The sequence below is a fragment of the Chromatiales bacterium genome, assembly GCA_014762505.1.
GTDB lineage: Bacteria > Pseudomonadota > Gammaproteobacteria > SpSt-1174 > SpSt-1174 > SpSt-1174.
This window is the reverse complement of the sequence record JABURS010000042.1, coordinates 48,386-75,307: the sequence shown is the minus strand read 5'-3', so window position 1 is coordinate 75,307 and position 26,922 is coordinate 48,386. Positions and strand designations below refer to the sequence as shown.

General features: G+C 68.4%; 23 protein-coding genes. 21 read left to right on the top strand and 2 right to left on the bottom strand.

The genetic code is table 11. The features are described 5' to 3' along the window. Positions 1 to 114 precede the first annotated feature (114 nt). The 18 genes from rpsB (at position 115) to HUJ28_10685 (ending at position 20,982) form a co-directional block, all read left to right on the top strand. A complete protein-coding gene (gene rpsB / locus HUJ28_10770) occupies positions 115 to 972 on the top strand; it encodes a 30S ribosomal protein S2 (GenBank protein ID MBD3619947.1) in 858 nt (285 codons plus the stop codon). A gap of 61 nt (positions 973 to 1,033) precedes the next feature. Then, a complete protein-coding gene (locus tag HUJ28_10765) occupies positions 1,034 to 1,918 on the top strand; it encodes an elongation factor Ts (protein ID MBD3619946.1) in 885 nt (294 codons plus the stop codon). A gap of 156 nt (positions 1,919 to 2,074) precedes the next feature. Continuing rightward, a complete protein-coding gene (locus HUJ28_10760; protein MBD3619945.1) occupies positions 2,075 to 2,803 on the top strand; it encodes a UMP kinase in 729 nt (242 codons plus the stop codon). Between the two features lie 3 nt (positions 2,804 to 2,806). Beyond that, the gene (frr, locus tag HUJ28_10755; GenBank protein MBD3619944.1) at positions 2,807 to 3,364 is read left to right on the top strand and encodes a ribosome recycling factor; all 558 of its coding nucleotides are present in this window, start codon (positions 2,807 to 2,809) and stop codon (positions 3,362 to 3,364) included. A 24-nt stretch (positions 3,365 to 3,388) separates the two neighbouring features. Further along, on the top strand, positions 3,389 to 4,144 hold the full coding sequence (locus tag HUJ28_10750) for an isoprenyl transferase (protein MBD3619943.1): 756 nt from the start codon (positions 3,389 to 3,391) through the stop codon (positions 4,142 to 4,144). Then, on the top strand, positions 4,137 to 4,940 hold the full coding sequence (locus tag HUJ28_10745) for a phosphatidate cytidylyltransferase (GenBank protein ID MBD3619942.1): 804 nt from the start codon (positions 4,137 to 4,139) through the stop codon (positions 4,938 to 4,940). The genes HUJ28_10750 and HUJ28_10745 overlap by 8 nt, the downstream gene beginning before the upstream one ends. A 16-nt stretch (positions 4,941 to 4,956) precedes the next feature. Next, on the top strand, positions 4,957 to 6,189 hold the full coding sequence (locus tag HUJ28_10740) for a 1-deoxy-D-xylulose-5-phosphate reductoisomerase (protein ID MBD3619941.1): 1,233 nt from the start codon (positions 4,957 to 4,959) through the stop codon (positions 6,187 to 6,189). Continuing rightward, positions 6,186 to 7,553 carry an RIP metalloprotease RseP gene (gene rseP / locus HUJ28_10735; GenBank protein ID MBD3619940.1) on the top strand — a complete coding sequence of 456 codons (1,368 nt, stop codon included), beginning with the start codon at positions 6,186 to 6,188 and terminating at the stop codon, positions 7,551 to 7,553. The genes HUJ28_10740 and rseP overlap by 4 nt, the downstream gene beginning before the upstream one ends. A gap of 41 nt (positions 7,554 to 7,594) precedes the next feature. Beyond that, positions 7,595 to 9,844, top strand: coding sequence for an outer membrane protein assembly factor BamA (gene bamA / locus HUJ28_10730; GenBank protein ID MBD3619939.1), 2,250 nt, complete (start codon positions 7,595 to 7,597; stop codon positions 9,842 to 9,844). Positions 9,845 to 9,865: 21 nt separating this feature from the next. Further along, a complete protein-coding gene (locus HUJ28_10725; GenBank protein ID MBD3619938.1) occupies positions 9,866 to 10,390 on the top strand; it encodes an OmpH family outer membrane protein in 525 nt (174 codons plus the stop codon). A 350-nt stretch (positions 10,391 to 10,740) separates the two neighbouring features. Continuing rightward, positions 10,741 to 11,190 carry a 3-hydroxyacyl-ACP dehydratase FabZ gene (gene fabZ / locus HUJ28_10720; protein MBD3619937.1) on the top strand — a complete coding sequence of 150 codons (450 nt, stop codon included), beginning with the start codon at positions 10,741 to 10,743 and terminating at the stop codon, positions 11,188 to 11,190. Further along, positions 11,187 to 11,783 carry a ribonuclease HII gene (gene rnhB, locus HUJ28_10715; GenBank protein MBD3619936.1) on the top strand — a complete coding sequence of 199 codons (597 nt, stop codon included), beginning with the start codon at positions 11,187 to 11,189 and terminating at the stop codon, positions 11,781 to 11,783. The genes fabZ and rnhB overlap by 4 nt, the downstream gene beginning before the upstream one ends. A 56-nt stretch (positions 11,784 to 11,839) precedes the next feature. After that, positions 11,840 to 12,655 (top strand): hypothetical protein, encoded by an 816-nt coding sequence (locus tag HUJ28_10710; protein MBD3619935.1) that lies wholly within the window; start codon positions 11,840 to 11,842, stop codon positions 12,653 to 12,655. Between the two features lie 116 nt (positions 12,656 to 12,771). After that, positions 12,772 to 16,275, top strand: a complete 3,504-nt coding sequence (gene dnaE / locus HUJ28_10705) for a DNA polymerase III subunit alpha (protein MBD3619934.1) — start codon at positions 12,772 to 12,774, stop codon at positions 16,273 to 16,275. Between the two features lie 117 nt (positions 16,276 to 16,392). After that, positions 16,393 to 17,349, top strand: coding sequence for an acetyl-CoA carboxylase carboxyl transferase subunit alpha (gene accA / locus HUJ28_10700; GenBank protein ID MBD3619933.1), 957 nt, complete (start codon positions 16,393 to 16,395; stop codon positions 17,347 to 17,349). A gap of 42 nt (positions 17,350 to 17,391) precedes the next feature. Further along, positions 17,392 to 18,696 carry a tRNA lysidine(34) synthetase TilS gene (gene tilS / locus HUJ28_10695; protein ID MBD3619932.1) on the top strand — a complete coding sequence of 435 codons (1,305 nt, stop codon included), beginning with the start codon at positions 17,392 to 17,394 and terminating at the stop codon, positions 18,694 to 18,696. A 54-nt stretch (positions 18,697 to 18,750) separates the two neighbouring features. Then, positions 18,751 to 19,086 carry a hypothetical protein gene (locus HUJ28_10690; protein ID MBD3619931.1) on the top strand — a complete coding sequence of 112 codons (336 nt, stop codon included), beginning with the start codon at positions 18,751 to 18,753 and terminating at the stop codon, positions 19,084 to 19,086. A 51-nt stretch (positions 19,087 to 19,137) separates the two neighbouring features. After that, complete coding sequence (locus HUJ28_10685; GenBank protein MBD3619930.1) at positions 19,138 to 20,982, top strand: thioredoxin domain-containing protein; 1,845 nt, start codon at positions 19,138 to 19,140, stop codon at positions 20,980 to 20,982. Here HUJ28_10685 and HUJ28_10680 read toward each other — a convergent pair. Together HUJ28_10680 and HUJ28_10675 are read right to left on the bottom strand one after the other, a co-directional pair. Further along, positions 20,976 to 21,467, bottom strand: a complete 492-nt coding sequence (locus tag HUJ28_10680; protein MBD3619929.1) for a C40 family peptidase — start codon at positions 21,465 to 21,467, stop codon at positions 20,976 to 20,978. The two genes, HUJ28_10685 and HUJ28_10680, sit on opposite strands and share 7 nt — an antisense overlap. A 119-nt stretch (positions 21,468 to 21,586) precedes the next feature. Next, positions 21,587 to 23,149 (bottom strand): AAA family ATPase, encoded by a 1,563-nt coding sequence (locus HUJ28_10675; GenBank protein MBD3619928.1) that lies wholly within the window; start codon positions 23,147 to 23,149, stop codon positions 21,587 to 21,589. A gap of 51 nt (positions 23,150 to 23,200) precedes the next feature. Here HUJ28_10675 and HUJ28_10670 point away from each other — a divergent pair, with 51 nt between their 5' ends. The 3 genes from HUJ28_10670 to HUJ28_10660 are packed head-to-tail and all read left to right on the top strand — an operon-like array spanning position 23,201 to position 26,873. After that, positions 23,201 to 23,935, top strand: coding sequence for a DUF4197 domain-containing protein (locus HUJ28_10670; GenBank protein ID MBD3619927.1), 735 nt, complete (start codon positions 23,201 to 23,203; stop codon positions 23,933 to 23,935). Positions 23,936 to 23,974: 39 nt separating this feature from the next. After that, positions 23,975 to 26,320, top strand: a complete 2,346-nt coding sequence (gene mrcB, locus HUJ28_10665) for a penicillin-binding protein 1B (GenBank protein ID MBD3619926.1) — start codon at positions 23,975 to 23,977, stop codon at positions 26,318 to 26,320. Between the two features lie 58 nt (positions 26,321 to 26,378). Continuing rightward, complete coding sequence (locus HUJ28_10660; protein MBD3619925.1) at positions 26,379 to 26,873, top strand: tetratricopeptide repeat protein; 495 nt, start codon at positions 26,379 to 26,381, stop codon at positions 26,871 to 26,873. The last annotated feature ends 49 nt before the right edge of the window (positions 26,874 to 26,922 follow it).

Below are 26,922 nucleotides of genomic sequence, written 5' to 3'. Positions count from 1 at the left end.
TCGGCGCAAACCCTGAAATTAATCCCACACATACGTCGACACGTGCGACTGGGTGCCCCGCGAAGGGGTTGTCGTATGGGACGTATGGAGGCCCAACCCGTCAAGGAGTTATTCATGGCTGGTATTACCATGCGCCAGATGCTTGAGGCTGGCGTGCACTTTGGTCATCAGACCCGTTACTGGAACCCGAAGATGGCCCCTTATATCTTCGGCGAGCGTAACAAGATCCATATCGTCAACCTCGAGAAGACCCTCCCGCTCTTCAACGATGCGATGAACTACCTGGGCAAGCTTGCCTCCAACGGTGGCAAGATCATGTTCGTGGGTACCAAGCGTTCCGCGCGTGACACCATCAAGGAAGAGGCCGAGCGCTGCAAGATGCCGTACGTCAACCACCGTTGGCTGGGCGGCATGCTGACCAACTTCCAGACCGTGCGTCAGTCCATTCGTCGTCTCAAGGACCTCGAAAACATGGAGACGGACGGCTCGCTGAACCGACTGAACAAGAAAGAAATCCTGATGCTGCGCCGCGAAAAGGCCAAGCTCGAGCGTTCCATCGGCGGCATCGCCGACATGGGCCGCCTGCCTGACGCGCTGTTCGTCATCGACGTCGGCTACGAGCGCATCGCCATCAACGAGGCGAAGAAGCTGGGTATCCCGGTCGTGGCCGTGGTAGACACCAACAACAGCCCCGACGGCGTGGACTACGTGATCCCGGGCAACGATGACGCCATGCGCGCCATCCAGCTCTACGTCTCCTCCGCCGCCGAGGCCGTGGCCGAGGGTCTGGCCACCGGTCGCCAGAAGCCGGCTGCCGGCAACGACGAGTTCGTCGAGGTTGCCGAAGGCGAAGAGGCCAAGAAGGCGGCGCCGAAGAAGAAGGCGGCCCCCAAGAAGAAGGCCGCGGTGAAAAAGAAGGCAGCGCCGAAGAAGAAGGCCGCTGACAAGGACGAAGGGGAAGAGGCCGAATAAGGCCTCTTTCTTTAACCCCGCTTCGATTGTCACTGAACTGAATACGTATTAGGAGTTAGCCATGCAGATTACAGCAGCGATGGTCAAGGAGCTGCGCGAACGCACCGGCGCCGGCATGATGGAATGCAAGAAGGCCCTGAATGAAGCCAATGGCGACATGGAAGCGGCCATCGAGATCATGCGCAAGTCGGGCGCCGCCAAGGCCGTGAAGAAGGCCGGCCGTGTGGCCGCCGAAGGCAAGATCGCCGTGGCCATGAACGATGCCGGCAACCAGGCCGCCATCGTCGAGGTGAACTGCGAGACCGATTTCGTGGCCAAGGACGACAACTTCGTCGCCTTCGTCGACGAGGTCGCCGCCTGCATCCTCGAGAACAACCCGACCAACGTCGACGCCCTGAACGGCACCGCCCTGAAGGACCGCAAGTCCGTCGAGGAAGTGCGTCAGGAGCTGGTGGCCAAGATCGGCGAGAACATCCAGATCCGCCGCTTCGCCATCATGGACGTGGAAGGGGGCGTGATGGCCTCCTACCTGCACGGCACCCGTATCGGCGTGCTGGTGGCCCTGAAGGGTGGCAACGAGGACCTGGCCCGCGACGTCGCCATGCACATCGCGGCCTCGCGCCCGGTCTGCCTGGACGAGACGGGCGTGCCGCAGGAAATGCTCGACAAGGAGCGCGAGATCATCCGCGCCCAGGCCGAGGAGAGCGGCAAGCCGGCCGAGATCGTCGAGAAGATGGTCGAGGGCCGCATCAAGAAGTACCTGGCCGAGATCACCCTGGTGGGCCAGCCCTTCGTCAAGGACCCGGACACCACGGTCGGCAAGCTGCTCAGCGGCGCCGGTGCCGAGGCCGTCGAGTTCGTCCGCTACGAAGTGGGCGAGGGCATCGAGAAGAAACAGGAAGACTTCGCCGCCGAAGTCATGGCCCAGGCCAAGGGCAGCCAGTAAGACACTGGACAACGGGAACGCCCCAGGGCGTTCCCGTTTTTTCGAGGGGGCTCGCCGCGGGCCGTCTCGACCGATAGACTGGGCCCTCGCAGCCGAGGGTTCCGGGTGCCGGCGCAACGCCGGATGCTCCCTATCCACCACGATGCTAATAAATAAATGGCCGATACAAGCGCACCCAGGTACAAACGTGTTCTCCTCAAACTGAGCGGTGAAGCGCTCATGGGACGGTATGACTACGGTATCGATCCCGACATCCTCCATCGGATCGCCGGCGAGATCGCCGACCTCAGCCGCAAGGGCGTCGAGGTGGCGGTGGTCATCGGCGGCGGCAACATCTTCCGCGGCGCGGGCCTGGCCGAGGGCGGCATGGACCGCGTCACCGGCGACCACATGGGCATGCTGGCCACGGTGATCAACTCGCTGGCCCTGCAGGACGCGCTGGAGCGCAAGAAGGCCTTCTGCCGCGTCATGTCCGCCATCAAGATCAACCAGGTCTGCGAGGACTACATCCGTCGCCGCGCCGTGCGTCACCTGGAGAAGGGGCGCGTGGTGGTGTTCGCCGCCGGCACCGGCAACCCGTTTTTCACCACGGACTCGGCCGCCAGCCTGCGCGCCAGCGAGATCAACGCCGATCTCATGATCAAGGCGACCAAGGTGGACGGCGTGTACGATTCCGACCCGGTGAAGAATCCGGCGGCCAAGCGCTTCGAGCGCCTCACCTTCGACGAGGTGCTCACGCGCAAGCTCGGCGTGATGGACGCCACGGCCATCGTCATGTGCCGCGACAACAACATCCCGTTGCGTATTATCAATATCTTCAATGAAGGCGACCTGGACCGCGTCGTGAGCGGCGAGCAGATCGGGACCATCGTCGAAAGGGGTTGAGAGATGATCGAAGACATCAAGAAAGACGCCGAGCAGCGCATGAAGAAGAGCATCGAGTCCTTCAAGAGCGAGCTGTCGAAGATCCGTACCGGCCGTGCCCATACCAGCCTGCTGGATCATGTGACCGTGGACTACTACGGCACCGAGACGCCGCTCAGCCAGGTGGCGAGCATCGCCGTGGCCGACGCACGCATGCTCACGGTCACCCCCTGGGAGAAGCAGCTGGTGCCGGTCATCGAAAAGGCCATCATGACCTCCGATCTGGGTCTGAACCCGTCGTCCGCGGGCACCGTGATCCGCGTGCCGATGCCGGCGCTGACCGAGGAACGCCGCCGCGACCTGGTCAAGGTGGTGCGTCACGAGGGCGAGAATGCCCGCGTGGCGATCCGCAACATCCGCCGCGATGCGAACAACGACCTCAAGGCGCTGCTCAAGGAGAAGGAGATCTCCGAGGACGACGAACGCAAGGGACAGGACGCCATCCAGAAGCTGACCGACAAGTACGTGGCCGAGGTCGATCAGCTGCTGGAGACGAAGGAAAAGGAACTGATGGAGATCTGACGCCTGGCGTCGGATTCCTCGTTCATGACCCCCGTCGCCCAGGTCGCCGATTCACGCGTTCCGCGCCACGTGGCCATCATCATGGATGGCAACGGGCGCTGGGCGCGGGCGCGCCACCTGCCGCGCACCGCGGGACACAAGCGCGGCGTGGAGGCGGTGCGTCGCACCATCGAGACCTGCGCACGGCGCGGCATCGAGGCGCTCACCCTGTTCGCCTTCAGCAGCGAGAACTGGAAGAGGCCCGACGATGAGGTGAGCGGGCTCATGGAGCTGTTCGTCACGGCCCTGGAGCGCGAACTGCCCAGCCTGCTCGAGAACAACATCCGGCTGTGCTTCATCGGCGCCCGCGAGGCCTTTCCCGAGCGCCTGCAGGCACGTATCGCCGAGGCCGAGACCCGCACCGCGCAGGCGACGGGGCTGCGGGTGGTGGTGGCGGCCAACTACGGCGGACGCTGGGACATCGCCCAGGCGGCGCGCCGCCTGGCCGAACGCGTGCAGGCCGGAGGGCTGGCCGCGGCCGACATCACGCCCGAGGCGCTGGACCAGGCGCTGTCCACCGCCGGCCTGCCGGACCCGGACCTCTTCATCCGCACCGGCGGGGAGCATCGCGTGAGCAACTTCCTGCTGTGGCAGATGGCCTATGCCGAGCTGTGGTTCACCGACGTGCTGTGGCCGGACTTCGACGCGCAGCACCTGGAGGCGGCCATCGCCGCCTTTGCCGGCCGTGAGCGGCGTTTCGGCATGACCGGGGAGCAGCTGTCGGGGGCCGGTCATGCTTAAGCTGCGCCTGATCACGGGGCTGATCCTGGTGGCCCTGTTCCTCTCCGCCATCCTCTGGCTCGACCCGGTGCATTTCCAGTGGGTGGCCCTGCTGGTGTTTGCCGTGGGCGCCTGGGAATGGGCGCGCCTGGCCGGCATCGCCCAGCCGGTCATGCGCCTGGTGTTCGGCGGCATCTTCCTGGCGCTGGGCGTCTACGTGGCCCTGCGTGCGACGCCGGAGGCGCGCCTGGCCCTGATCGCCGTCGGCGTGTGCTGGTGGGCGGTGGTGCTGGTACTGCTGGCGATCTATCACCGCGGCGTGGGCCAGCGCCGGGGCTGGCACCGGCTGCTGACCGCGGCCGCCTTCCTCACCCTGCTGCCGGCCTGGGTGGCGGTGGCGGGGCTGCACGCAGAGGGCTGGCAGTGGATCCTCTTCGTGGTGGGCATCGTCGCGGTGGCCGACACCGGGGCCTACTTCACCGGCCGTGCCTTTGGCCGGCACAAGCTGGCCCCCGAGCTGAGCCCGGGCAAGACCCGCGAGGGCGTGCTCGGTGGCCTGGCCGGCGTGGCGCTGTGGGCCGTGTTCGGCGCCTGGTGGTTGAACCTCGAGCCGGGCATCTGGGTCTACTTCATCGGGCTGAGCGTGGTGGTGGCCCTCATCTCGGTCGCCGGCGACCTGTTCGAGAGCCTCATCAAGCGCGAGGCCGGGGCCAAGGACAGTGGCTCGATTCTTCCCGGTCATGGCGGCATTCTGGATCGCATCGACAGCCTGACGGCGGCCGCACCGGTCTTCGCCATCGGGCTGTACTGGCTTTGAGACGACGGGATTTCACGTGACGCGCAGTTCCAACAGCACTGGCTCGGCAGGGCAACCGATCGGCATCACCATCCTGGGCGCGACCGGCACCATCGGCGTGAACACCCTGGATGTCCTGGCGCGCCATCCGCAGCGTTTTCGCGTGGTCGCGCTCACGGCCCACCGCGACGTGGACCGACTGTTCGACCAGTGCCGTGAACACCGGCCGGCCTATGCCGTGATGGCCGACCCCGCCGCCGCCGAGCGCCTGGACGAACGGCTGCGCGCGGCGGGGCTCGGGATCGAGGTCCTCTCCGGCGTGGCGGGGCTCGAGCAGGTGGCGAGTCACGAGGCCACGGATTACGTGATGGCCGGCATCGTCGGCGCGGCGGGGCTGCTGCCCACCCTGGCGGCGGCGCGCTCGGGCAAGCGCGTGATGCTGGCCAACAAGGAGGCGCTGGTGATGTCCGGCCAGCTCTTCATGGACGAGATCCGCGCCAGCGGCGCCGAGCTTTTGCCCATCGACAGCGAACACAACGCCATCTTCCAGTGCATGCCGCCGCAGTTCGGCCGGGGCCTGGCCAGCGTGGGGGTGGAGCGCATCCTCCTGACCGCCTCGGGCGGCCCCTTCCGTGACCTGCCGCTGGAGCGGCTGGTGACGGTGACCCCGGAACAGGCGGTGGCGCATCCCAACTGGGTGATGGGCCGCAAGATCTCGGTGGACTCCGCCACCATGATGAACAAGGGCCTGGAGGTGATCGAGGCCTGCTGGCTGTTCGGCACCGACACCTCCCGGGTGGAGGTGGTGCTGCATCCCCAGAGCGTGATTCATTCCCTGGTGGCCTACAACGACGGCTCGGTGCTGGCCGAGCTCGGCAACCCGGACATGCGCACGCCGATCGCCCACGCCCTGGCCTGGCCGGAGCGCATGGCCTCGGGCGTCGCGCCGCTGGACCTCATTGCCGTGGCGCGGCTGGACTTCGAGCGCCCGGACCTCGCGCGCTTTCCCTGTCTGCGCCTGGCCTACGAGGCGCACGCGGCCGGCGGCACGGCCACGGCCATCCTCAATGCCGCCAACGAGATCGCCGTGCAGGCCTTCCTCGACGGCGCTATCCGCTTCACCGACATCCCGCGCGTGATCGAGCAGGCCCTGGCCGACGTGCCGGCCCGGCCGGCCACGGACCTCGAGACCGTGCTCGCGGCCGATGCCGCGGCGCGCCGCGATGCCGAGGCCGCGGTGCGACGCCTGTCCGGGGGTTGCGCGGCATGACCCAGTTCCTCGTCAGCATCCTCGCCTTCGTCGTCGCCATCGGCCTGCTCGTGGCGGTGCACGAATTCGGCCACTTCTGGGTGGCCCGTCGCCTGGGCGTGAAGGTGCTGCGTTTCTCCATCGGTTTTGGCCGCCCCATCCTGCGCTGGCAGCGCAAGAACGATCCCACAGAATACGTGATCGCGGCCCTGCCGCTGGGCGGCTACGTGCGCATGCTCGACGAACGCGAGGGCGAGGTGGACCCGGCCGAGCAGCACCTGGCCTTCAACCGCAAGGGGGTGTGGAGCCGCATCGCCATCGTGGCCGCCGGCCCGGCCTTCAACTTCCTGTTCGCGCTGGTGGCCTATTGGCTGATGTTCATGGTCGGGGTCAACGGCATCAAGCCCTACGTGGACGCGCCGCCGCCCGCCACACCGGCCTACGAGGCCGGGCTCCAGGCCGGTGATCGCATCCTGGCCGTGGCCGGGCGCGAGACGCCGGACTGGGAGGCCGTGCGTATGCGCCTGCTGGCGCACTCGCTGGACAACGGCGCGGTCGATCTGGTCGTGGTCGACGAGGGCGGTGCCCGGCGTTCGCTGACGCTGGACTTCGGTGCCCAGCCGTTGCTCAAGGAGGAGGGGGACTTCGTCGAGCGGCTGGGGCTGCTCTCCTGGCGTCCCTATATCCCGGTGATCGCGCAGGTGAATCCGGGTGGCGCGGCCGAGCGTGCCGGGCTGCGCGACGGCGACCAGGTCGTGGCCGTCGATGGCGAGGAGGGGCTCACCGCCCAGGCCTTCGTCGACATCCTCAAGGCCAGCGCGGGGCGCGAGCTCGCCCTGGTGGTCGAGCGCGACGGCCAGCGGCATCGGCTGGCGCTCACCCCCGATGCACGGGAGGTGGAGGGGCAGACCCAGGGCTTCATCAACGCGGCCATCGGCGGCACCCTGCGCGCGGCCGATCGCGAGAAGCTGGCCACCACCATCAGCCACGGACCGATCGCCGCCATCGGCGAATCCGTCGTCAAGACCGGCGACGTCACCCTGCTCACGCTGCGCCTGATGGGCAAGCTGGTGACGGGCGATGCCTCGCTGAAGAACGTCAGCGGCCCGATCACCATCGCCGACTACGCGGGGCTCTCCGCCCTGGTGGGGCTGGCGGCCTTCCTGTATTTCCTGGCCATGGTCAGCATCAGTCTGGGCATCATCAACCTGTTGCCCGTGCCGATCCTCGACGGTGGCCATTTGCTGTATTACGTCATCGAGCTCATCAAGGGCAGCCCCCTGTCGGAGGCCGCTCAGGCCTTCGGCCAGCGCATCGGCCTGGCCATGCTGGCCGGCCTGATGATGCTCGCCATTTACAACGACCTGACGAGACTGTTCAGTTGAATCTCAAGCAATCCATACAGGCACTGCTGCTCGGTGGTGCCATGGCCGCCGTCGTGCCGTCGGTCCATGCCCAGGCCTTCGTGGTACAGGACATCGAGGTCGAGGGCCTGGAGCGCATCGCGCCGGGTACCGTGTTCACCTATCTGCCGCTCAAGGTCGGCGACGAGTTCGAGGAGAAGCAGAGCGCCGAGGTGATCCGGGCGCTGTACCGCACCGGTTTCTTCGAGAACGTGGAGCTGCGCCGGCGAGACGACGTGCTGGTGGTGTTCGTCACCGAGCGTCCGGCCATTGCGGACATCCGTTTCTCCGGCAACAAGGACATCCCGAAGGACCAGCTCGAGGAGGCCCTGCAGCAGGTCGGCATCTCCAAGGGGCGCGTCTTCAACCGTTCGGTGCTGGAACGTCTGGAGCGCGAGCTGCGCCAGCAGTATTTCGCCCGCGGCAAGTACAACGTGAAGATCGACGTCGAGGTCGACGAGCTGCCGCGCAACCGTGTGGATATCGACATCACCATCTCGGAAGGAAAGGTGGCCAAGATCCGCAAGGTGACCATCGTCGGCAACGAGGACTTCGACGAGGACGATCTGCTGGATGAATTCGAGTCCGGCATCCCGCCCTGGTGGGCGCTGTTCAGCAGCCGTGATGAATACTCCAAGCAGAAGCTGGGCGGCGACCTCGAGCGCCTGCGCTCCAGCTATTTCGATGAGGGCTATGCCGAGTTCAACATCGACTCCACCCAGGTTGCGATCACACCGGACAAGCGCGACATCTATGTCACGGTGAACGTGCAGGAAGGCGACCAGTACCGCATTCGCAGCGTCAAACTGGCGGGCAATCTCCTGTTGCCGGAAGAGGAGCTGATGGCGCTGGTGGATCTGGAGGCCGGCGATATCTTCGCCCGCACGCAGGTGACCGATTCGATCACGCGCATCACCGACCGGCTGGGCGACGAGGGCTATGCCTTCGCCAACGTCAACGCGATCCCGGAGCTCGACGAAGAGGCCCGCGAGGTCGATCTCACGCTGTTCGTCGATCCGGGCAAGCGCGTCTACGTGCGCCGTATCAACTTCCAGGGCAACCACAAGACGCGCGACGAGGTGCTGCGCCGCGAGATGCGCCAGATGGAGGCCGGCTGGTATGCGGCCTCGCAGATCAACCGCTCCAAGATCCGCCTGCAGCGCCTGCCCTATATCGAGGACGTGAACATCCAGACCCGCCGTGTACCCGGCACGGACGACCAGGTCGATCTGGACATCTCCGTGGTGGAACGCCTGGCAGGCAGCTTCACCATCGGCGCCGGTTATTCGCAGAGCGAGGGTGTGCTGTTCAATATCGCGGTGTCGGAAGACAACTTCATGGGCTCCGGCAAGCGGGTCTCCGTGCAGGCCAACACCAGCTCGGTGAACACCATCTACAGCCTGTCCTACACCAACCCGTATCACACCATCGATGGCGTGAGCCGCGGCTTCACCGCCTTCTACCGCGAGACCGATGCGGAAGAGGCCAACGTGACCCGCTACTTTGCCAACCGCTGGGGCGGCAACATCAACTACGGCATCCCGCTCACCGAGTACGACTACCTGCGCTACAGCCTGGGCTACGAGGACACGGAGATCGTGCTCGCCACGGGTGCGGCGCAGGAGCTGCGGGACTTCATCACGACCTACGGCGACGAATACGCCTCCTACAAGCTCGAGGCCAGCTACACGCACGATACCCGCAACCGCACCGTGTTCGCCGACCGCGGCAACCTGCAGCGCATCTCGCTGGAAACGGCCGTGCCGGGCAGCGACGTCGAGTACTACAAGCTGGGTTACAACTTCCGCCAGTACGCGCCGCTGTGGGACAAGTACCTCACGCTGTCCTTCAATGCCACGGTCGATCATGCCTCAGAGTATGGCGATACCGATGCGATGCCGTTCTTCGAGAACTACTTCGCCGGCGGCTCGCGCTCGGTGCGCGGTTACAAGGACCTGAGCCTCGGCCCGCGTGACTCGGTGAACGATCCGCTGGGCGGCACCTTCCGCACGGTCGGCAGCCTGGAGCTGCTGTTCCCGCCGCCGCTGGCCCCGGACTCCCGTGCCATCCGCATGAGCGTGTTCATGGATGCCGGGCAGGTGTACGAGGACTACGAGGCCTTCGACGCCGATGAGCTGCGTGCCTCCTATGGCCTTGGTTTCACCTGGCTTTCGCCGGTCGGTCCGTTGACATTTAGCCTGGCCAAAGCGTTTAATGACCAGCCAGAAGACGAGCTTGAGGAATTCCAGTTCACGCTGGGAGCCGCATTCTAGCGATTCGAGAGAGGGGGAGTTTTGAAACGTCTGATTACAGCCATTGCACTGACCACCGCCATGTTCCTGTCCACCGGGCAGCTCGCTGTGGCCGCGGATCTCATGATCGGCGTGGTCAACGTGCCCAAGCTGCTGGAGCAGTCCCCGCAGAAGGCGGCGGCCGACAAGGTCCTGGAAGAACGCTTCGGCGCTCGCGCCAATGACCTGCGTGCCGAAGGCGAGGCCCTGAAGAAGCTCGAGGAGCGTCTGCAGACGGACGGTGCGACCATGTCCGCCATGCAGAAGGCCGACCTGGAGCGCGAACTGATGGAGCGCGGCCGCGAGCTCAAGCGTGCCCAGGACAACTTCCGCGAAGACCTCAACTTTGCGCGCAACGAGGAATACGGCAAGGTGCAGCGCGACGTCCTGCAGGCCATCGTCAGGGTCTCGGAAGAAGGCAAGTATGACCTGGTCCTGACCGAGAACGTCGTGTACGCCAGCCAGCGCGTGGATATCACCGAGAAGGTCCTGCAGCAGCTGCGCAACATGCCGAAACAGGGCAAGTAGACGGATGTCCCCACGGCGCCAGTCGCCGGCAGCAGGGGCGGCCTGATCCCGATCGCCCCCCGTCCGCGAGTCCGGGCGGGGGGCGATCGGCGTTTGAGCGCCCGGCCGTGGCTCGCTGCTGCACCCGGGCAGGCTGCCGATCACATAATCGCAGTCGGTGAGGGTGTATACTTCCCCGCCTGTTGCGGGGGCTCCCGCATCTTTGGGGCTATCGGCCGCTGCGGCCGAACGTGCCGGACGAATGGGCCCGACGGATAAATCGGCCGGACAACAAGGGAAAGGGCCTGGAAAAGGCTCGTGAAACGATAACAGGGCTCGGCAGAGCATCGACGTATTTGAGAGGATTCACCGTGGGTACGCTGAATATCAACGAGGTCATGCGGTATCTGCCGCATCGTTTTCCCTTCCTGCTCGTTGATCGCGTTCTCGAATATGAGGCCGGCAAATCGCTTACCGCCCTCAAGAACGTGACCATGAACGAACCGTTTTTCCAGGGACACTTCCCGAACAAGCCCATCATGCCGGGCGTGCTCGTGATCGAGGCCCTGGCCCAGGCGACCGGCCTGCTGGCCTTCTGTACCCAGGAACAGGAACCCTCGGACAACTTCATCTACATGCTGGTGTCCGTCGACAAGGCGCGCTTCAAGCGCCAGGTGATCCCGGGCGACGCGCTCACCCTCGAGGTCGAGGTGACACGCCGCCTGCGCGGCATGTGGAAATTCGACGCCGTCGCGCGCGTCGGCGACGAGGTGGCGGCCTCCGCCGAGCTCATGTGCGCCGGCCGGGAGATCGACACCTGATCGCGACCGGCCTGATCGCGGGCGTCGACGAGGTCGGGCGCGGACCGCTGGCCGGGCCCGTGGTGGCCGCGGCCGTGATCCTCGACCCGGCCCGCCCCATCGAGGGGCTGGCCGACTCCAAGAAGCTCAGCGAGACTCGCCGCGAGGCCCTGGCCGAGGAGATCCGCGAGAAGGCCCTGGCCTGGGCGCTGGGCCGCTGCGAGCCGCAGGAGATCGACCGCCTCAACATCCTCCAGGCCAGCCTGCTCGCCATGCGCCGGGCCGTGCTGGCGCTGGACCCCGCCCCCGAACACGCCCTCATCGACGGCAATCGCTGTCCCGAACTGCCCTGCACGGCCGAGGCCATCGTCAAGGGCGATGCCACCGAACCGGCGATCAGCGCCGCCTCCATCCTCGCCAAGGTGGTGAGGGACCAGGAGATGGTGGCGCTGGACCGGGCATTCCCGGACTACGGGTTCGCCGGCCACAAGGGCTACCCCACGGCAGACCACCTCGCGGCCCTGCAGCGCGTGGGGCCCTGCGCGCATCACCGGCAGAGCTTCGCCCCCGTGCGTCGCCTGCTGGAGCAGATGCAGACAGATCTGCCGTTCTGACACCCACCCGGGCCCGCGAACCCGCCGGCCTGGCGACACACAAGGAGTGATGGACCATGAAACAACGCATCAACGGCCTTATCCTGGCCCTGCTGACGGCACTGCTGAGCACCCAGGCCCTGGCCGCCGCCGCCCAGCAGGCGGACAGCCTCATGGACCTCTCGGGCATGAACGCCCAGCTCGAGGGCATGCCGGGCATGATGGAACAGGTGGTCGCCCAGCAGGCCGCCGAGGGCGGCATGCCGGACTGGCAGGCGCAGGCCCTGAGCGCCGCCCTGCGCCAAGGGTTCGACCCGGCGCAGATGAAGCGCGATATCCGTGGTCACATCGAGGACAACCTGGATGACGGCCATGCGGACGCCGCCCTGGACTGGCTGCAGTCCTCGCTCGGACAACGCATCACGGCGCTGGAGGAGGGTGCGGATACGCCCGAGGTGCAGGCGGAGATGATGCGCATCATGCAGGGCGGTGATGCCGGCGTCAGCGAACGGCGTCAGGCGCTGCTGGATCGCTTCGATGCGGCCACCCGGGCCAGCGAGATGTCGGTGGAGATGGTGATGGGCATCCAGCGCGGCCTGCTCTCGGCCGTGCTGACGGCGGCCGGCGCCCCGGCCGAGCAGCTGGACATGCTGATGGGGCAGGCCGAGGCGGCGCGTCCGCAGATCGAGGCCGCCGTGGTGCAGCAGAACCAGCTGGCCTTTGCCGTGATCTACCGGGAGCTGTCCGACGCCGAACTCGGCAAGTACGTGACCTTCGCCGAATCGAAGGCCGGACGCGGGTATCACCAGGCCATGCTGGAGGGTTTCTCGCAGGCCATGGAGGCCGCCGCCGTGCGCAGCGGCGAGGCGATCGCCGCCTCGGCAGGGCAGTAGCCGTACGCCGCAGTCTCCGCGAAAACGGCCGGAGGGCGTGTCCTCCGGCCGTTTTTCTTTGGTCGCGCAAATGTCAATCTTGCATGGGCGGGCCGAAACTTCAAAAATGACACCCCATGACTCCCGGCTTCGTCCATCTGCATGTCCACACCGAGTATTCGCTCGTCGACGGCCTGGTGCGCATCAAGCCCCTGATGGCCGCGACCGGCGAGGCCGGCATGCCCGCCATCGCGCTCACGGACCAGAGCAACATGTTCGCCATGGTGAAGTTCTACAAGGCCGCCATGGCCGCCGGCATCAAGCCCATCCTGGGCGTCGACGCGCTGATACGCAGCGCCCGTGAGCCCGATCAGCACGACCGGCTGGTGCTGCTCGCGCAGGACCTGGACGGCTACCACAACCTCACCCGGCTGATCTCGAAGTCCTACCAGGAGGGGCAGCACGGCGGCGTGCCGCTGATGGAGCGGGACTGGCTGGAGGGCGCCACCGACGGGCTGATTGCCCTGTCCGGTGGGCGCGAGGGGGATATCGGCCGGGCCCTGCTGGGCAGCAATCCGCAGACCGCCGAGGAGGCCCTGGCCTTCTGGAAGCGCCTGTTCCCGGACCGCTTCTATCTCGAGCTGATCCGCACCGGCCGCGAGCAGGAGGAGGACTACCTGCACGCGGCGGTCGACCTGGCCGCGGCCAGCGACACGCCGGTGGTGGCCACCAACGACGTGCGCTTCATCCGCCGCGAGGACTTCGAGGCGCACGAGGTGCGGGTGTGCATCCACGACGGGCGCACCCTGGCCGATCCGCGCCGGCCGAAGCGTTATTCCGAGCAGCAGTACCTGCGCACGCCCGAGGAGATGGCGGAGCTCTTCGCCGACATCCCCGAGGCCCTGGAGAACACGGTCGAGATCGCCCGGCGCTGCAACCTCGACGTGCGCATGGACGAGTACTTCCTGCCCAACTATCCCGTCCCCGAGGGGATGACGATGGAGGAGTTCTTCTGCGCCGAGTCGCAGAAGGGCCTGGAAGAGCGCCTCGCGGTGATCCTCGATCCGCAGGCGCCGGACTTCGCCGAAAGGCGCAAGCCCTACGACGAGCGCCTGCAGATCGAGCTCGACGTCATCAATCAGATGGGCTTTCCCGGCTACTTCCTCATCGTGGCCGACTTCATCCAGTGGGCCAAGAACAACGGCATCCCGGTCGGGCCGGGCCGCGGCTCCGGGGCCGGCTCGCTGGTGGCCTACGCGCTGAAGATCACGGACCTCGACCCGCTCAAGTACGACCTGCTGTTCGAGCGCTTCCTCAACCCCGAACGCGTCTCCATGCCCGACTTCGACGTCGACTTCTGCATGGAGAAGCGCGACCGCGTGATCGACTACGTGGCGCGCCGCTACGGCCGCGACCAGGTCTCGCAGATCATCACCTACGGCTCGATGGCCGCCAAGGCGGTGGTGCGCGACGTGGGCCGCGTGCTGGGCCATGCCTACGGTTTCGTCGACCGCATCGCCAAGATGATCCCCTTCGAGATCGGCATGACGCTGGACAAGGCGCTGGAGCAGGAGGAGGACCTGCGCCGCGCCTACGAGGACGAGGAGGAGATCCGCGCGCTGCTGGACATGGCGCGCAAGCTCGAGGGCCTCTCGCGCAACGCCGGCAAGCACGCCGGCGGCGTGGTCATCGCGCCCACCGCGCTCACCGACTTCGCGCCGCTGTACTGCGAACAGGGCGGTCAGGGCCTGGTCACCCAGTTCGACAAGGACGACGTGGAGGCCGTGGGCCTGGTGAAGTTCGACTTCCTGGGCCTACGCACGCTCACCATCATCGACTGGGCGCTCAAGGCCGTGAACGAGGTGCGCGCACAGGCCGGCGAGGCGCCGCTGGACATCGACCGCATCCCGCTGGACGACCCGGACACCTTCCGCCTGCTCAAGGCGCAGGAGACCACCGCCGTCTTCCAGCTCGAATCGCGCGGCATGAAGGAGCTGATCAAGCGCCTGCAGCCGGATGTGTTCGAGGACATCATCGCGCTGGTGGCGCTGTTCCGCCCGGGCCCGCTGCAGTCGGGCATGGTGGACGACTTCATCAACCGCAAGCACGGCATCGCGCGCGTGGAGTACCCGCACCCGGCGCTGGAACCCATCCTCAAGCCCACCTACGGCATCATCCTGTACCAGGAACAGGTCATGCAGATCGCCCAGGTGCTGGCCGGCTACACGCTCGGCGGCGCCGACATGCTGCGTCGCGCCATGGGCAAGAAGAAGCCCGAGGAGATGGCCAAGCAACGCCAGATCTTCCTCGAGGGGGCAAAACGAAACCAGGTGGATGAGGACGTCGCCACCTACATCTTCGACCTGATGGAGAAGTTCGCGGGCTACGGCTTCAACAAGTCCCACTCCGCCGCCTACGCCCTGGTGTCCTACCAGACGGCCTGGCTCAAGGCGCATTACCCCGCGCCGTTCATGGCCTCGGTGCTGTCGGCGGACATGGACAACACCGACAAGGTGGTCAACCTCATCGACGAGTGCCGCAACATGGGCCTGGCCGTGGTGCCGCCGGACGTCAACGTCTCCGACATCATGTTCCGCGCCAAGGACGACGCCACCGTCATCTACGGCCTGGGCGCCATCAAGGGCGTGGGGGAGGCGGCGCTGGCCGGCATCATCGAGGAGCGCCAGGCGGGCGGCCCCTACCAGGACATCGACGAGTTCTGCCGCCGCGTGGGCTCGCAGAAGGTGAACCGGCGCGTGATGGAGGCCCTGATCAAGGCCGGGGCGCTGGACAGCATCGGCGCCAACCGCGCGACGCTCATGGCCCGCCTGCCCGAGGCCGTGCGCCTGGCCGAACAGCATCAGCGCGACGCCAATGCCGGCCAGGACGACCTCTTCGGTGGCGCCGCCGAGCCCACGCTCGCGGCCTCGATCCCGGTGCTGGACGAGTGGGAGGAGGAGTACCGCCTCTCGCTGGAGAAGGAGACCCTGGGGCTCTACCTCACCGGCCACCCGATCACCCGCTACCTCGGCGAGCTCGCCCACTTCACCACCGGGCGCATCGCGGACGTCACCGCCGGCATCGGCGAGGGCGGCGAGGGCAATGGCAACGGCGGCTGGGGACGGCGACGCGAGACCGAGGCCGTGCTGGCCGGGCTCATCATCGCCATCCGCATGCGCAACGGGCAGTCCGGCCGCCAGGCCTTCGTCACCCTCGACGACCAGAGCGGGCGCGTGGAGGCGGCGCTGTTCACCGAGGCCTACGAGCGCTTCGGCCACCTGCTGGTCAAGGACAGGCTCCTGGTGGTGGAGGGCGCCGTGAGCTATGACGACTTCAACGGCGGCTACCGCATCCGTGCGAAGAACGTCATGGACATCGAGCAGGCCCGCATGCACTTCGCCCGCCGTGTGGAGATCCGCCTGGGCGTCGGGCGCGCCGTGAACGGCTTCATGCACGAGCTGGTCGACACCCTCACGCCCTTCCGCGAGGGCAACTGCCCCATCCACGTGCGCTACGAGGGCGATATCGCCCGCGCCGACTTCCGCCTGGACCCGAGCTGGAACGTGGTCCCCAGCGACGAGCTGGTGCAGCGCCTGCGCGGCCTGGTGGGTGACGGCAACGTCGCCGTGCGCTATACCTGAACATTCCCCGCCGGGAAAACGGCCTGTTTTGGGACCCGGTCCATGGCGGGCAGGGGCATACCCATGTAAAATGCGCCGATAATCGACCGGATAACAACGAGATATAGCGATACCGGCATGAATCCCGACTTTCTTGATTTCGAACAACCCATCGCCGAGCTCGAGGCCAAGATCGAGGAGCTGCGCTATGTGGGTGACGATGCCGAGGTCAACATCAACGAGGAGATCGCGCGCCTGCAGGGCAAGTGCAAGAGCCTGACGGAGTCCATCTTCGCCAAGCTCACGCCCTGGCAGGTCTCCCAGCTGGCCCGTCATCCCCGCCGTCCCTATACCCTGGACTACATCGAGCGCATCTTCGACGACTTCCAGGAGCTGCACGGCGACCGCGCCTATGCCGACGACCCAGCCATCGTGGGCGGCATGGCGCGCTTCGAGGGCCAGCCGGTGATGATCATCGGCCACCAGAAGGGTCGCGACACCAAGGAAAAGATCCGCCGCAACTTCGGCATGCCGCGCCCCGAGGGGTATCGCAAGGCCCTGCGCCTGATGCAGATGGCCGAGCGCTTCAAGCTGCCGGTGCTCACCTTCATCGACACCCCGGGCGCCTATCCGGGCGTGGGGGCCGAGGAGCGCGGCCAGAGCGAGGCCATCGCGCGCAACCTGTTCGTCATGTCCGAGCTCAAGACGCCGATCATCTGCACCGTGATCGGCGAGGGCGGCTCCGGCGGGGCGCTGGCCATCGGCGTGGGCGACCGCGTCAACATGCTCGAATACAGCACCTACTCGGTGATCTCCCCCGAGGGTTGTGCCTCCATCCTCTGGAAGAGCGCCGAACGCGCCTCCGACGCCGCCGAGGCCCTGGGGATCACCTCCGAGCGCCTCAAGCAGCTCGGGCTCATCGACGACATCATCGACGAGCCGCTGGGCGGCGCGCATCGCAACATGGACCTGATGGCGCGCAACCTGCGCAACAGCCTGCACCAGTCCCTGGAGCGCCTGGGCAGCACCACCATCGACCGCCTGCTGGATCAGCGCTACGAGCGCCTGATGAGCTACGGCCAGTTCAAGGAATGACCCCGTCCGGTCCGCCGGGCCCCGCCGCATGGGCCTCGCACCATGGCCGCTGATCTCTCCCCCCTCGACGAATTCCTCGACAACGCCCCGCCCGCGGGGCGCCTGCTCGTCGCCTTCAGCGGCGGGCTCGACTCCCATGTGCTGCTGCATGCCCTGCGAGCGAGCCTGGCCCGGCGTGGCGACGAGCGCCCGCTGCAGGCCGTGCACGTCCACCATGGCCTGCAGCCGCAGGCCGACGACTGGATTCTGCACTGCGAGGCGGTGTGTGCGGCGCTCTCCGTACCGCTCGCGGTGTCGCGGGTGACGGTGGCGGAGACGGACCTGGCGGGGCAGGGGCTGGAGGCCGCCGCCCGCGAGGCCCGCTATCGCGCCCTGGCCGACGCCATGCAGCCGCGCGACCTGTTGCTCACCGCCCATCACCAGGACGACCAGGCCGAAACCCTGCTCCTGCAGCTGCTGCGCGGGGCCGGGCCGGCGGGGCTGGCCGCCATGCCGCGCCTGGCGCCCTTCGGGCCCGGCTGGCTGGGCCGGCCCCTGCTGGACCTGCCGCGGCGGGCGCTGGCGGCCCATGCCCACGACGCCGGGCTCGCCTGGGTGGAGGACCCGAGCAATGCCGACCCGCGCTTCGACCGCAACTACCTGCGACAGGAGATCCTCCCGCGCCTGGCCGAGCGCTGGCCGGGGGCGAGTGCCCGGCTGGCCGCCGCGGCAGCCAACCAGGCCGACGCCCTGGCGCAGCTCGACGCCCTGGCGCGCGACGATGCCGAGCGCTGCCGGGGCGAGGCGCCGGGCACGCTCTCCGTGCAGGCCCTGCGCCGCCTGCGGCGGGGGCGCTGCCGCAACCTGCTGCGGCTCTGGCTGCGGGACAAGGGGCTCGCCGCCCCGCCGCGCGGGCGGATGGATGCCATCCTCGACGCGGCCCTCACCGCCGGTCCCGACCGAACACCCTGCGTGACCTGGGCCGAGGTGGAGGTGCGCCGCTACCGCGACGAGCTCCATGCCCTGCCGGCGCTGCCGGCGCCTCCACGCGAGCCCATCCCCTGGGACCTGCGCCGCCCGCTGGCCATCCCCGCCCTCGGGCTCAGCCTGGACCCGGCATTCCTCGCCGCCGCCGGCATCACGCCCGGGACCTGCCCGGGCCCCGTGACGGTGCGCTTTCGTCGCGGCGGCGAGCGCATCCGCCTGCCGGGACGGGCGCATTCCTCCGCCCTCAAGACCCTGATGCAGGCGGCGGGCATGCCGCCCTGGGAGCGTGAACGCCTGCCGCTGGTTTTTGTTGGCGAGGTGCTGGTGGCCGCGGGCACGCGCTGGATCGCCGACCCGGCCGCCTGCCGGCACGGGGCTTGAGGCGGGCCCGCGCCTGTGTGAAGCTGTCCCGCCGTTTCGTATCGATTGCCCGCCATGCCCGACAACCCGCCGCAACTCGCCGACTTCGGTCTCACCGAGGCCCGCTACCAGGAACTCAGCCGCGCCTTCAGCGGGGCCCACAGCCTGCTGTTTCTGTGCGTGCTGCTGGGCATGACCTTCGGCTTCTACCTGCCCATCGCCGACAAGGTGGAGGGCTGGCTGCTCTCGTTCGGCCTCTGGCTCATGTGCCTGCTCACGGGCTTCCTGCTCATGCTCTTCGTCTCGGGCCTGCTGCGCATGCTGCTGGCCATCGTCTTCAAGCGCCTGGTGCCGGACTATCTGGCCGTGATGCGCTACGACCTTGCCTGTCGTCAGCAGGGCAGGGAATGATTTCCCGGCTGACCGGTCTTCTCTGAGAGCACCCCAGCCCGCGAGGATGCCATGCGCCGCCCGTATCGAATCGGCCTGTTCCTGTTCCTGACACTGCTTGCCGGCCTGGCCCCGCTGTCGGCGATGGCCCGGAGCCCGCTGGCCGACTCCGGCTCGCCCTATCTGCGCCTGCATGCGGACGACCCGCTGGCCTGGCGGGAGTGGGATGCCTCGGTGCTGGCCGATGCGCAGCGCGACAACCGGCTGATCTTCCTCTCCATCGGCTACTACGCCTGTCACTGGTGCCACGTGATGCAGCGCGAGAGCTTCCAGGATGCGGAGGTGGCCGCCTACGTGAATGCGCACTTCGTCGCGGTAAAGGTGGATCGCGAGGTCGAGCCGGTGCTGGACGAGCGCATGATGGCCTTTCTCGAGGCCACGCGCGGGCAGGGCGGCTGGCCGCTGAACGTCTTCCTCACGCCCGAGGGCTATCCGCTCATCGGCACCGTCTATCAGCCGCGTGACGACTTTCTCGCCTTCCTGCAGCGCCTGCAGCAGCGCTGGGCGGCCGATGGCGATCAGCTGGCGGCGGTGGCCGCCGGTGCCTGGCGCGAGCTCAATGCCACCTCGCCCGAGGCGCTGGCCCTGGAAAGCCCCCTGGGCCCCGTGGCCGCCCGCCGGGGGCTGCGACGCCAGGCCCTGGCCGAGGCCGACGAGTTCTCCGGCGGCTTCGGCAACCAGTCCAAGTTCCCGCTGCCGGCGCGGCTCGCGGCCCTGCTGGCCCTGCCGGCGGGCGAGCGCGAGCCCCTCGAGGCCTTTCTGCGCACCACGCTGGATGTCATGCGCGACGGGGGGCTGCGCGACCACGTGGGCGAGGGCTTCTTCCGCTACACCGAGGACCCCCACTGGGAGGTGCCGCACTTCGAGAAGATGCTGTACGACAACGCCCAGCTCGCCGCCCTCTATCTCAAGGCCGCCACCGTACTGGAGGAGCCCGCCTACCGCGCCACCGGGCTGGCCACCCTGGGCTTCATCCGGCGTGCGCTGCGCCACCCCGATGGCGGCTACATCGCCAGCCTCTCGGCCGTGGACGACCGGGACGTGGAGGGCGGTTACTACCTCTTCGAGGCCGATGTCGTGCGCCAGGCGGCCGGGGCGGACTGGCCGCTGGTGAAGGCGGCCTGGGGGCTGGAACGCCCGGCCCACTTCGAGGCAGGCCATCTGCTGTATCTGCAGGCGCCGCCGACGACCCTCGCCAGCCGCCTGGACGTGACACCCGGGGAGCTGGCGGCGGCCCTGGAACGCACCGCCAGGGGCCTGCGTGAGCGGCGCGCTGCCCGCGGCCTGCCACGCGACGAAAAGCGGCTCACCGCCTGGAACGGCCTGGCCCTGTCGGCCTTTGCCGCCGGTGCGGCGGCGGGGGACGAGGCGGCCGAGCGGGCCGGGCGGGAGCTGCTGGCCTTTGCCCGCGAGTCACTCTGGGTGGAAGGGGCGTTGCGCCGGGGCCTGGACGAGGCGGGGGGCTCGCTGGGCCCCGGCCTGCTCGCCGACTACGCCCTGCTGGCCGATGGCGTGGTGGCCTGGGCGCGCCTCAGCGGCGAGGCGGCGGACTGGGCGTTTGCCCGCGAACTGGTGCAGGCGGCCTGGGCCGGTTTTCATGCCGGGGGCCGCTGGCAGGCCCAGCCCGATGCCCTGCTGCCGGTGCAGTCGACCGTCCTGCTGCTGCCGGATGACGTCCTGCCCTCCGCCACCACGGCCCTGCTGGCGGCCACGGCGGCCGTCGCGGCGCATTTCGATGACGGGGTGCTGGCCGGGCGGGTGGCGGCTGCCCGGGATCGTCAGCCGCAGTCACTCGGGCCGCAGCCGCTGCTGCATGGCGGCTACATCACGCGGGTGCTTTCCGCCGCGCCTCAGTAGTAGTGGCCGGCGCCGATCAGGCGCGGTTTCCAGTAGACGTTGTCCAGGCGGGCGGTGCTCACGCTCTTCCCGCCGGAGGGGGCGTGCACGAAACGGCCGTCGCCCAGGTAGATGCCGACATGGCCGGTCTTGCCCTGGATGCGGAAGAACAGCAGGTCGCCCGGGCGCAGATCGTTCAGTGCCACGGGGCGGGCGGTGGAATGCTGCTGGGTGGTGGTGCGGGGGACGGGGATGCCCGCCACGCGATGGGCGTACTCCACCAGGCCGCTGCAGTCGAAGCCGCGGCTGGGGGAGTTGCCGCCGTAGCGGTAGGGCTTGCCGATCATCGACTGCGCCGTGCGCACCACGTACTGGCGCTCGATCTCGAGGGCACGCAGTTCCTGGGCGCCGGGGCCGCGCGACCCGGTCTGGACGTTGCTGCCGCCGCCGCAGCCGTAGAGCAGGGCGGTGGCGAGGCAGACTGTGGCGAGCGGTCGGATCGGCATGGCTGGGGTCCCGTTTCTGGTTCGATTCGAGTCTAGTCCCGGCGGGCCGGCAGGGCCAAGGCCGGGGCCATCAGTTTGTGACCTGCCGCTGAATCGGGACTGAATCGCTGCGGGACGGCCTACTGGCCGAGACGCTCCCGCAGGATCGCGAGCGGCAGGTCCTCGCCGGAACGCAGGCTGAGCACGGCCTCGCCCTCGGGCGGCTCGCGGCTGGCGAACTGCTGTTCGAGCACGGCGAGGTCGGCCTCGGAGGCGTCGCCGCCCTGCTGGGCGCGCGCCACCACGCGCCGGCGCAGCTCGGCGTTGTCCACGCTGAGCTCCAGCACCAGGAAGGGACAGCCGAGCGTGCCGGCCAGGTCGGCAAAGGCCCGGCGCTGGGCCCGCTTGAGGAAGGTGGCGTCGGCCACGGCGAGAAAGCCCGATTCGGCCAGCACGCCGCAGAGTTCGCGCAGGCGGTCATAGGTGCGTTGCGTGGCCTCGGCGGTGTAGATGCCGGCGTTGACGGCGGACCTGGAGTCCGCCTCGGGCGACAGCCCGAACAGGCGCTTGCGCTCGACGTCCGAGCGCAGGCGGATTGCGCCTAGGTCGTCGACCAGGGCCTGGGAGACGGTGGTCTTGCCCGAACCGGAGAGGCCATAGGTGATGGCGATGCCCGGGCGGTGCAGGGTGGTGTAGTGCTCGGCCAGATCGGCATAGCCCTGGTAGGCCTTCAGGATGCGTGCGCGCTCCTCGTCGGACAGGCCGCCCTGGGACAGGCGGATGCTCGAGACCTTGGCGCGCACCATGGCGCGGTAGACCTGGTAGAACCGCAGCAGGCGCAGGCCCTCGTAGTCGCCGGAGCGTTCGAGGTAGTGGTTCAGCACGTGACGGGCGTGGGTGTGGGCGCCGCGATCGTCGAGGTCCATCACCAGGAAGGCGATCTCGCTCATCACGTCGATCCAGCGGAAGTAGTCGTTGAACTCGATGCCGTCGAAGATGGCGAGTTCCCCGTCGATCAGGGCCATGTTGCCCAGGTGCATGTCGCCGTGGCACTCGCGAACAAAGCCGTCGCGCTTGCGTGCATCGAGCAGGGGGCGGAGCTCCTCGAAGCGCGCCCGCGTCCACGCCGCCAGGCGTTCGAGCTGGGCCTGCTGCTCGGGGTCGGTGATGAGCGGGGCGAGCTGTTCGAAGTTCTGCGCCATGGGCGCGTACACCGCCTCGCTGGTGCCGAAGGGCAAGTCGTCACCGGCCACGGCCGCCCCGGCGTGGAAGACGGCCACGCGGTCGGCGATCTCCTCCATGCGTGCAAGGCTCAGCTCGCCGCGCGCGAGCACGCGGTCGAGCAGGGTGTCCTGGTCGAACTGGCGCATCTTCACGGCGTATTCGAAGGCCTCGCCCTCGCCGTCGAAGCCGGGTGACTCCGGGCTGCCGGTGAAGGCGACGACATCGAGATAGAGACTGGGGGCGAGCCGGCGGTTGAGTCGCAGCTCCTCCTCACAGTAGCGCTTGCGGTCGGTCAGGGTGGCGAAGTTGAGAAAGCCGAGGTCCAGCGGCTTCTTGAGCTTGTAGGCGTAATCGCCCGTCAGCAGCACGGTGGAGATGTGGGTCTGGATCTCCTCGACGCCGGTCACGGGGTGCGGGTACGCACCGGGATGCTTCAGGGCCTCGATGAGGCGGCGCTGGGTGTCGATGGCGTCGGACATTATACTGGCTCGATGGTCATGGGCGGCGGAAAGCCGAAAAGGATAAAGAAAATGCACCTCTGGCGCCAATGGCGATGGGTCCTGGCAGGCCTGCCGGCCCTGCTGCTGACGGCCTGTCTGGATATGCCGGTGAGGCTGCCCGCCACCGTCGCAGGGACGTCCGTGCAGCCGACGCAGCAGGAGGTCGCCGATGCCCTGCGCGAGGCCCTGTCGCAGGGGGTCACGCGCGCCACCACCCAGCTGGGTCGTGAGGGCGCCTTCAGTGCGGATCGGCGCGTGCGCATCCCGCTGCCGGACGAGCTCGCGCGCGTGGCCGGCACGCTGGAACGGCTCGGCCAGGAACGCCATGTGCGGGAGTTTGAACAGTCCCTCAATCGCGCGGCGGAGGAGTCGGTACCCTATGCCACGGCGATCTTCGCCCGGGCGCTCCGGGCGATGACGCTGGAGGATGCCCTGGGCATCGTGCGCGGCCCGGACGATGCCGCCACGACCTATTTCCGCCAGCATGCCGGGGATGAACTCTATGCCGTCTTTCTGCCCGTGGTGGCGCGACAGACCGACAGCGTCGGCGTGACCCAGGCCTACAAGGACATGATCGACCGCACCGGCATGCTGAAGTCCATGCTCAGTCCCGAACTGCAGGACCTCGATGCCTACGTCACCCGGCGGGCGCTGGACGGCCTGTTCCTCTATATCGCCGAGGAAGAGGGCCGTATCCGTGAACAGCCGGTGGCCCGCACGACGGCACTGCTGCGCAAGGTCTTCGGCTACTATGCCGCACGATAGCCCCGGCGCGGTCACCACTGGATAACCCGACACCGATCCATGCCACCCAGGAAGAAAACCGCGAAACCGCGGCGCCGGAACAACCCGCCGCGCAAGTCACCGCCCGGCCGGCGGCCGTCGAACTGGCGCCGCTACGCCCTGCGCACCGCGGCCCTGCTGGCCGTGCTGCTGGCCGGTTACGTGGTCTGGCTCGACTATTCCGTGCGCCATCACTTCGAGGGCAAGCGCTGGGCGTTGCCGGCGCGGGTGTTTGCGCGCCCGCTGGAGCTGCATGCCGGACAGCTGCTGACGCCCGATGCGCTGCAGCGCGAACTGGAGCTCCTGCACTACCGGCGCGTGGCGCGGCCGCAGAACCCGGGCGAGTTCCGGCGCAGCGGCGGGCACTTCCTGCTGCATACCCGCGGCTTCGCCTTTGCCGCCGATGCCGAGCCGGCCCATGCCCTGAGCCTGACCCTGCGGGACGGCCGGGTGCAGGCCCTCAACCATGCCATCAGCGGCGAGCCGCTGGCCCTGGCCCGTGTCGAACCCCTGCTCATCGCCAACATCTATCCGGTGCACAATGAGGACCGTCTGCTGGTGCGCCTGGACGAGGTGCCGCCCCTGCTGGTGGCGGCGCTGCTCGCGGTGGAGGACCGGCAGTTCTACGAACACCATGGCCTGAGCCCGACGTCCATCGCGCGCGCGGCGCTCGCCAACCTGCGCGCCGGACGGGCGGTGCAGGGCGGCAGCACCATCACCCAGCAGCTGGTGAAGAACTTCTACCTGAGCAACGAGCGCACCCTCACGCGCAAGTTCAACGAGGCCATCATGGCCCTGTTGCTGGAGTGGCACTACGAGAAGGATGCCATCCTCGAGGCCTATCTCAACGAGATCTATCTCGGCCAGGACGGGGCGCGCTCGATCCACGGCTTCGGCCTCGCCAGCGAGTTCTACTTCCAGCGTCGTCTCGACCGGCTGGCGCCGCACCAGGTGGCCCTGCTGGTCGCCATCGTCAAGGGCGCCTCCTACTACGACCCGCGCCGTCACCCCGAGCGCGCACTGGCGCGGCGCAACCTCGTGCTCGACCTCCTGCACGAACAGGGGCGGCTGACGGACGCCGAGCTGGCCTCGGCCCGCGGCCGCGGGTTGGACGTGGTGGACTCGCCACCCTCCGGCGTCACGCCGTTCCCGGCCTACCTCGACGTGGTACGCGAGCAGCTCAGGCGCGACTACCGCGAGGAGGACCTGCGCAGCGAGGGGCTGTTCATCTTCACCAACATGGACCCGGCCGTCCAGCTGGCCGCCGAACGGGCGGTCGAGACGCGCCTGTCGCGCATCGAGGCCGACTACCGCCTGGCGGCCGGCACGCTGCAGGCCGCCACCGTGGTGGCGGCGGGGCAGGGCGAGCTGCTGGCGGTGGTGGGGGGTCGCGACCCGCGCTATGCGGGCTTCAACCGGGCGCTCACGGCGCGTCGGCCCATCGGCTCGCTGATCAAGCCGGCGATCTATCTCGAGGCCCTGTCGCGGCCCGCGGACTACACCCTGATGACGCGCGTCGACGACGGGCCGCTCACGGTGACGCTTACGGCCGACCAGGACTGGACGCCGGGCAACTACGACGGCGAGCACCATGGCGAGGTGACCCTGCTCGACGGGCTGGTGAACTCCTACAACGTCTCCAGCGCGCGGCTGGGCCTGGCACTGGGGCTGGACGCCATCGCCGATCGGGTGCGTGCGCTGGGCGTGGACCGTCCCATCAATCCCTATCCCTCCATGCTGCTCGGGGCGGTGGAGCTCTCGCCGCTGGAGGTCACCCAGATGTACCAGACCCTGGCCGCCGGCGGCTACCGCGCACCCCTGCGCGCCATCCGCCAGGTCATGGACCGCAACGGCGATACCCTGCAGCGCTACGCCCTCGAGATTGAGGAAGCTGCGGACCCTGCCGCGACCTACCTCGTCACCACGGCCCTGCACGAGGTGACGCGTCGCGGCACGGCCACCTCGCTGCAGCGGCTGCTGCCGGAGACACTCCCGGTGGCGGGCAAGACCGGCACCACGGACGACCTGCGCGACAGCTGGTTCGCGGGTTATACCGACAGCCACGTGGCCGTCACCTGGATCGGCCGCGACGACAACCAGCCGGCAGGACTGACCGGCGCCACCGGGGCCCTGCCTGTGTGGGCCGAACTCATGGGCAGCATCCCCACGCGCCCGCTCTCGCCCCTGCGGCCCGGGAACGTCACCTGGGTGCCGGTCGATCCCGCCAGTGGCCTGGCCACCGGGGAGCATTGTCCGGGGGCCGAGTGGGTGCCCTTCGTGGTGGGCTCGGAACCCGCCGGCCGGGCCGACTGCGCGGCCGGCCTGGGCGGCTCGATCCGGCGCTGGTTCCGCGGCGTCTTCGACTGACCGGCCGGCGCCGCTGCCTGTCGCGGGCATCGGCCGTCCTGTGTAAACTGCGCGCAGCATGAAACCGACCCTCATCCCAAGCCGTCTCGTCGGGCCGCTGGCCCTGCTGGTCCTCCTTGTGGCCGGCTGTGCCACGGCGCCGCCCGTCGGCCCGCGCGACCCGGGCACGGGGGCGAGTCCGGCGTTTCGACCGGCGCCGGCGGATGCGTCGGCCGCCCACGAGCTATCGCCTGCCGCCGCCAGCCTGGTCGCCGCCGCCGACGCGCGGCGGCGGGCCGGCGAGCCGGATGCCGCCATCGCCGAGCTCGAGCGGGCGCTGCGCATCGAGCCGCGCAATCCCCGCATCTGGCAGCGCCTGGCGGCGGCCCGGCTGCAGCAGGGCGACTACGCCCAGGCCGAGGCCCTGGCCGGCAAGGCCAATCGCCTGGCCGGCGACAACCGCGCCATCCAGAGCGTCAACTGGCGCCTGATCGCCGAGGCCCGGCGGCAGCAGAACGACCAGGTCGGTTTCGAGGCGGCGATGCGGCGCGCGGCCGAGCTGCAGGGGCGCTGACGTGGACCTCGACGCCCACGACGCCCTGGGGCCGCAGGGCCCCTTCGCC

Coding starts and splice junctions, on each gene's coding strand:
- rpsB (MBD3619947.1), top strand. CDS start 115: ATGGCTGGTATTACCATGCGCCAGATGCTTGAGGCTGGCGTGCACTTT.
- HUJ28_10765 (MBD3619946.1), top strand. CDS start 1,034: ATGCAGATTACAGCAGCGATGGTCAAGGAGCTGCGCGAACGCACCGGC.
- HUJ28_10760 (MBD3619945.1), top strand. CDS start 2,075: ATGGCCGATACAAGCGCACCCAGGTACAAACGTGTTCTCCTCAAACTG.
- frr (MBD3619944.1), top strand. CDS start 2,807: ATGATCGAAGACATCAAGAAAGACGCCGAGCAGCGCATGAAGAAGAGC.
- HUJ28_10750 (MBD3619943.1), top strand. CDS start 3,389: ATGACCCCCGTCGCCCAGGTCGCCGATTCACGCGTTCCGCGCCACGTG.
- HUJ28_10745 (MBD3619942.1), top strand. CDS start 4,137: ATGCTTAAGCTGCGCCTGATCACGGGGCTGATCCTGGTGGCCCTGTTC.
- rseP (MBD3619940.1), top strand. CDS start 6,186: ATGACCCAGTTCCTCGTCAGCATCCTCGCCTTCGTCGTCGCCATCGGC.
- bamA (MBD3619939.1), top strand. CDS start 7,595: ATGGCCGCCGTCGTGCCGTCGGTCCATGCCCAGGCCTTCGTGGTACAG.
- HUJ28_10710 (MBD3619935.1), top strand. CDS start 11,840: ATGAAACAACGCATCAACGGCCTTATCCTGGCCCTGCTGACGGCACTG.
- dnaE (MBD3619934.1), top strand. CDS start 12,772: ATGACTCCCGGCTTCGTCCATCTGCATGTCCACACCGAGTATTCGCTC.
- accA (MBD3619933.1), top strand. CDS start 16,393: ATGAATCCCGACTTTCTTGATTTCGAACAACCCATCGCCGAGCTCGAG.
- tilS (MBD3619932.1), top strand. CDS start 17,392: ATGGCCGCTGATCTCTCCCCCCTCGACGAATTCCTCGACAACGCCCCG.
- HUJ28_10690 (MBD3619931.1), top strand. CDS start 18,751: ATGCCCGACAACCCGCCGCAACTCGCCGACTTCGGTCTCACCGAGGCC.
- HUJ28_10685 (MBD3619930.1), top strand. CDS start 19,138: ATGCGCCGCCCGTATCGAATCGGCCTGTTCCTGTTCCTGACACTGCTT.
- HUJ28_10680 (MBD3619929.1), bottom strand. CDS start 21,467: ATGCCGATCCGACCGCTCGCCACAGTCTGCCTCGCCACCGCCCTGCTC.
- HUJ28_10675 (MBD3619928.1), bottom strand. CDS start 23,149: ATGTCCGACGCCATCGACACCCAGCGCCGCCTCATCGAGGCCCTGAAG.
- HUJ28_10670 (MBD3619927.1), top strand. CDS start 23,201: ATGCACCTCTGGCGCCAATGGCGATGGGTCCTGGCAGGCCTGCCGGCC.
- mrcB (MBD3619926.1), top strand. CDS start 23,975: ATGCCACCCAGGAAGAAAACCGCGAAACCGCGGCGCCGGAACAACCCG.
- HUJ28_10660 (MBD3619925.1), top strand. CDS start 26,379: ATGAAACCGACCCTCATCCCAAGCCGTCTCGTCGGGCCGCTGGCCCTG.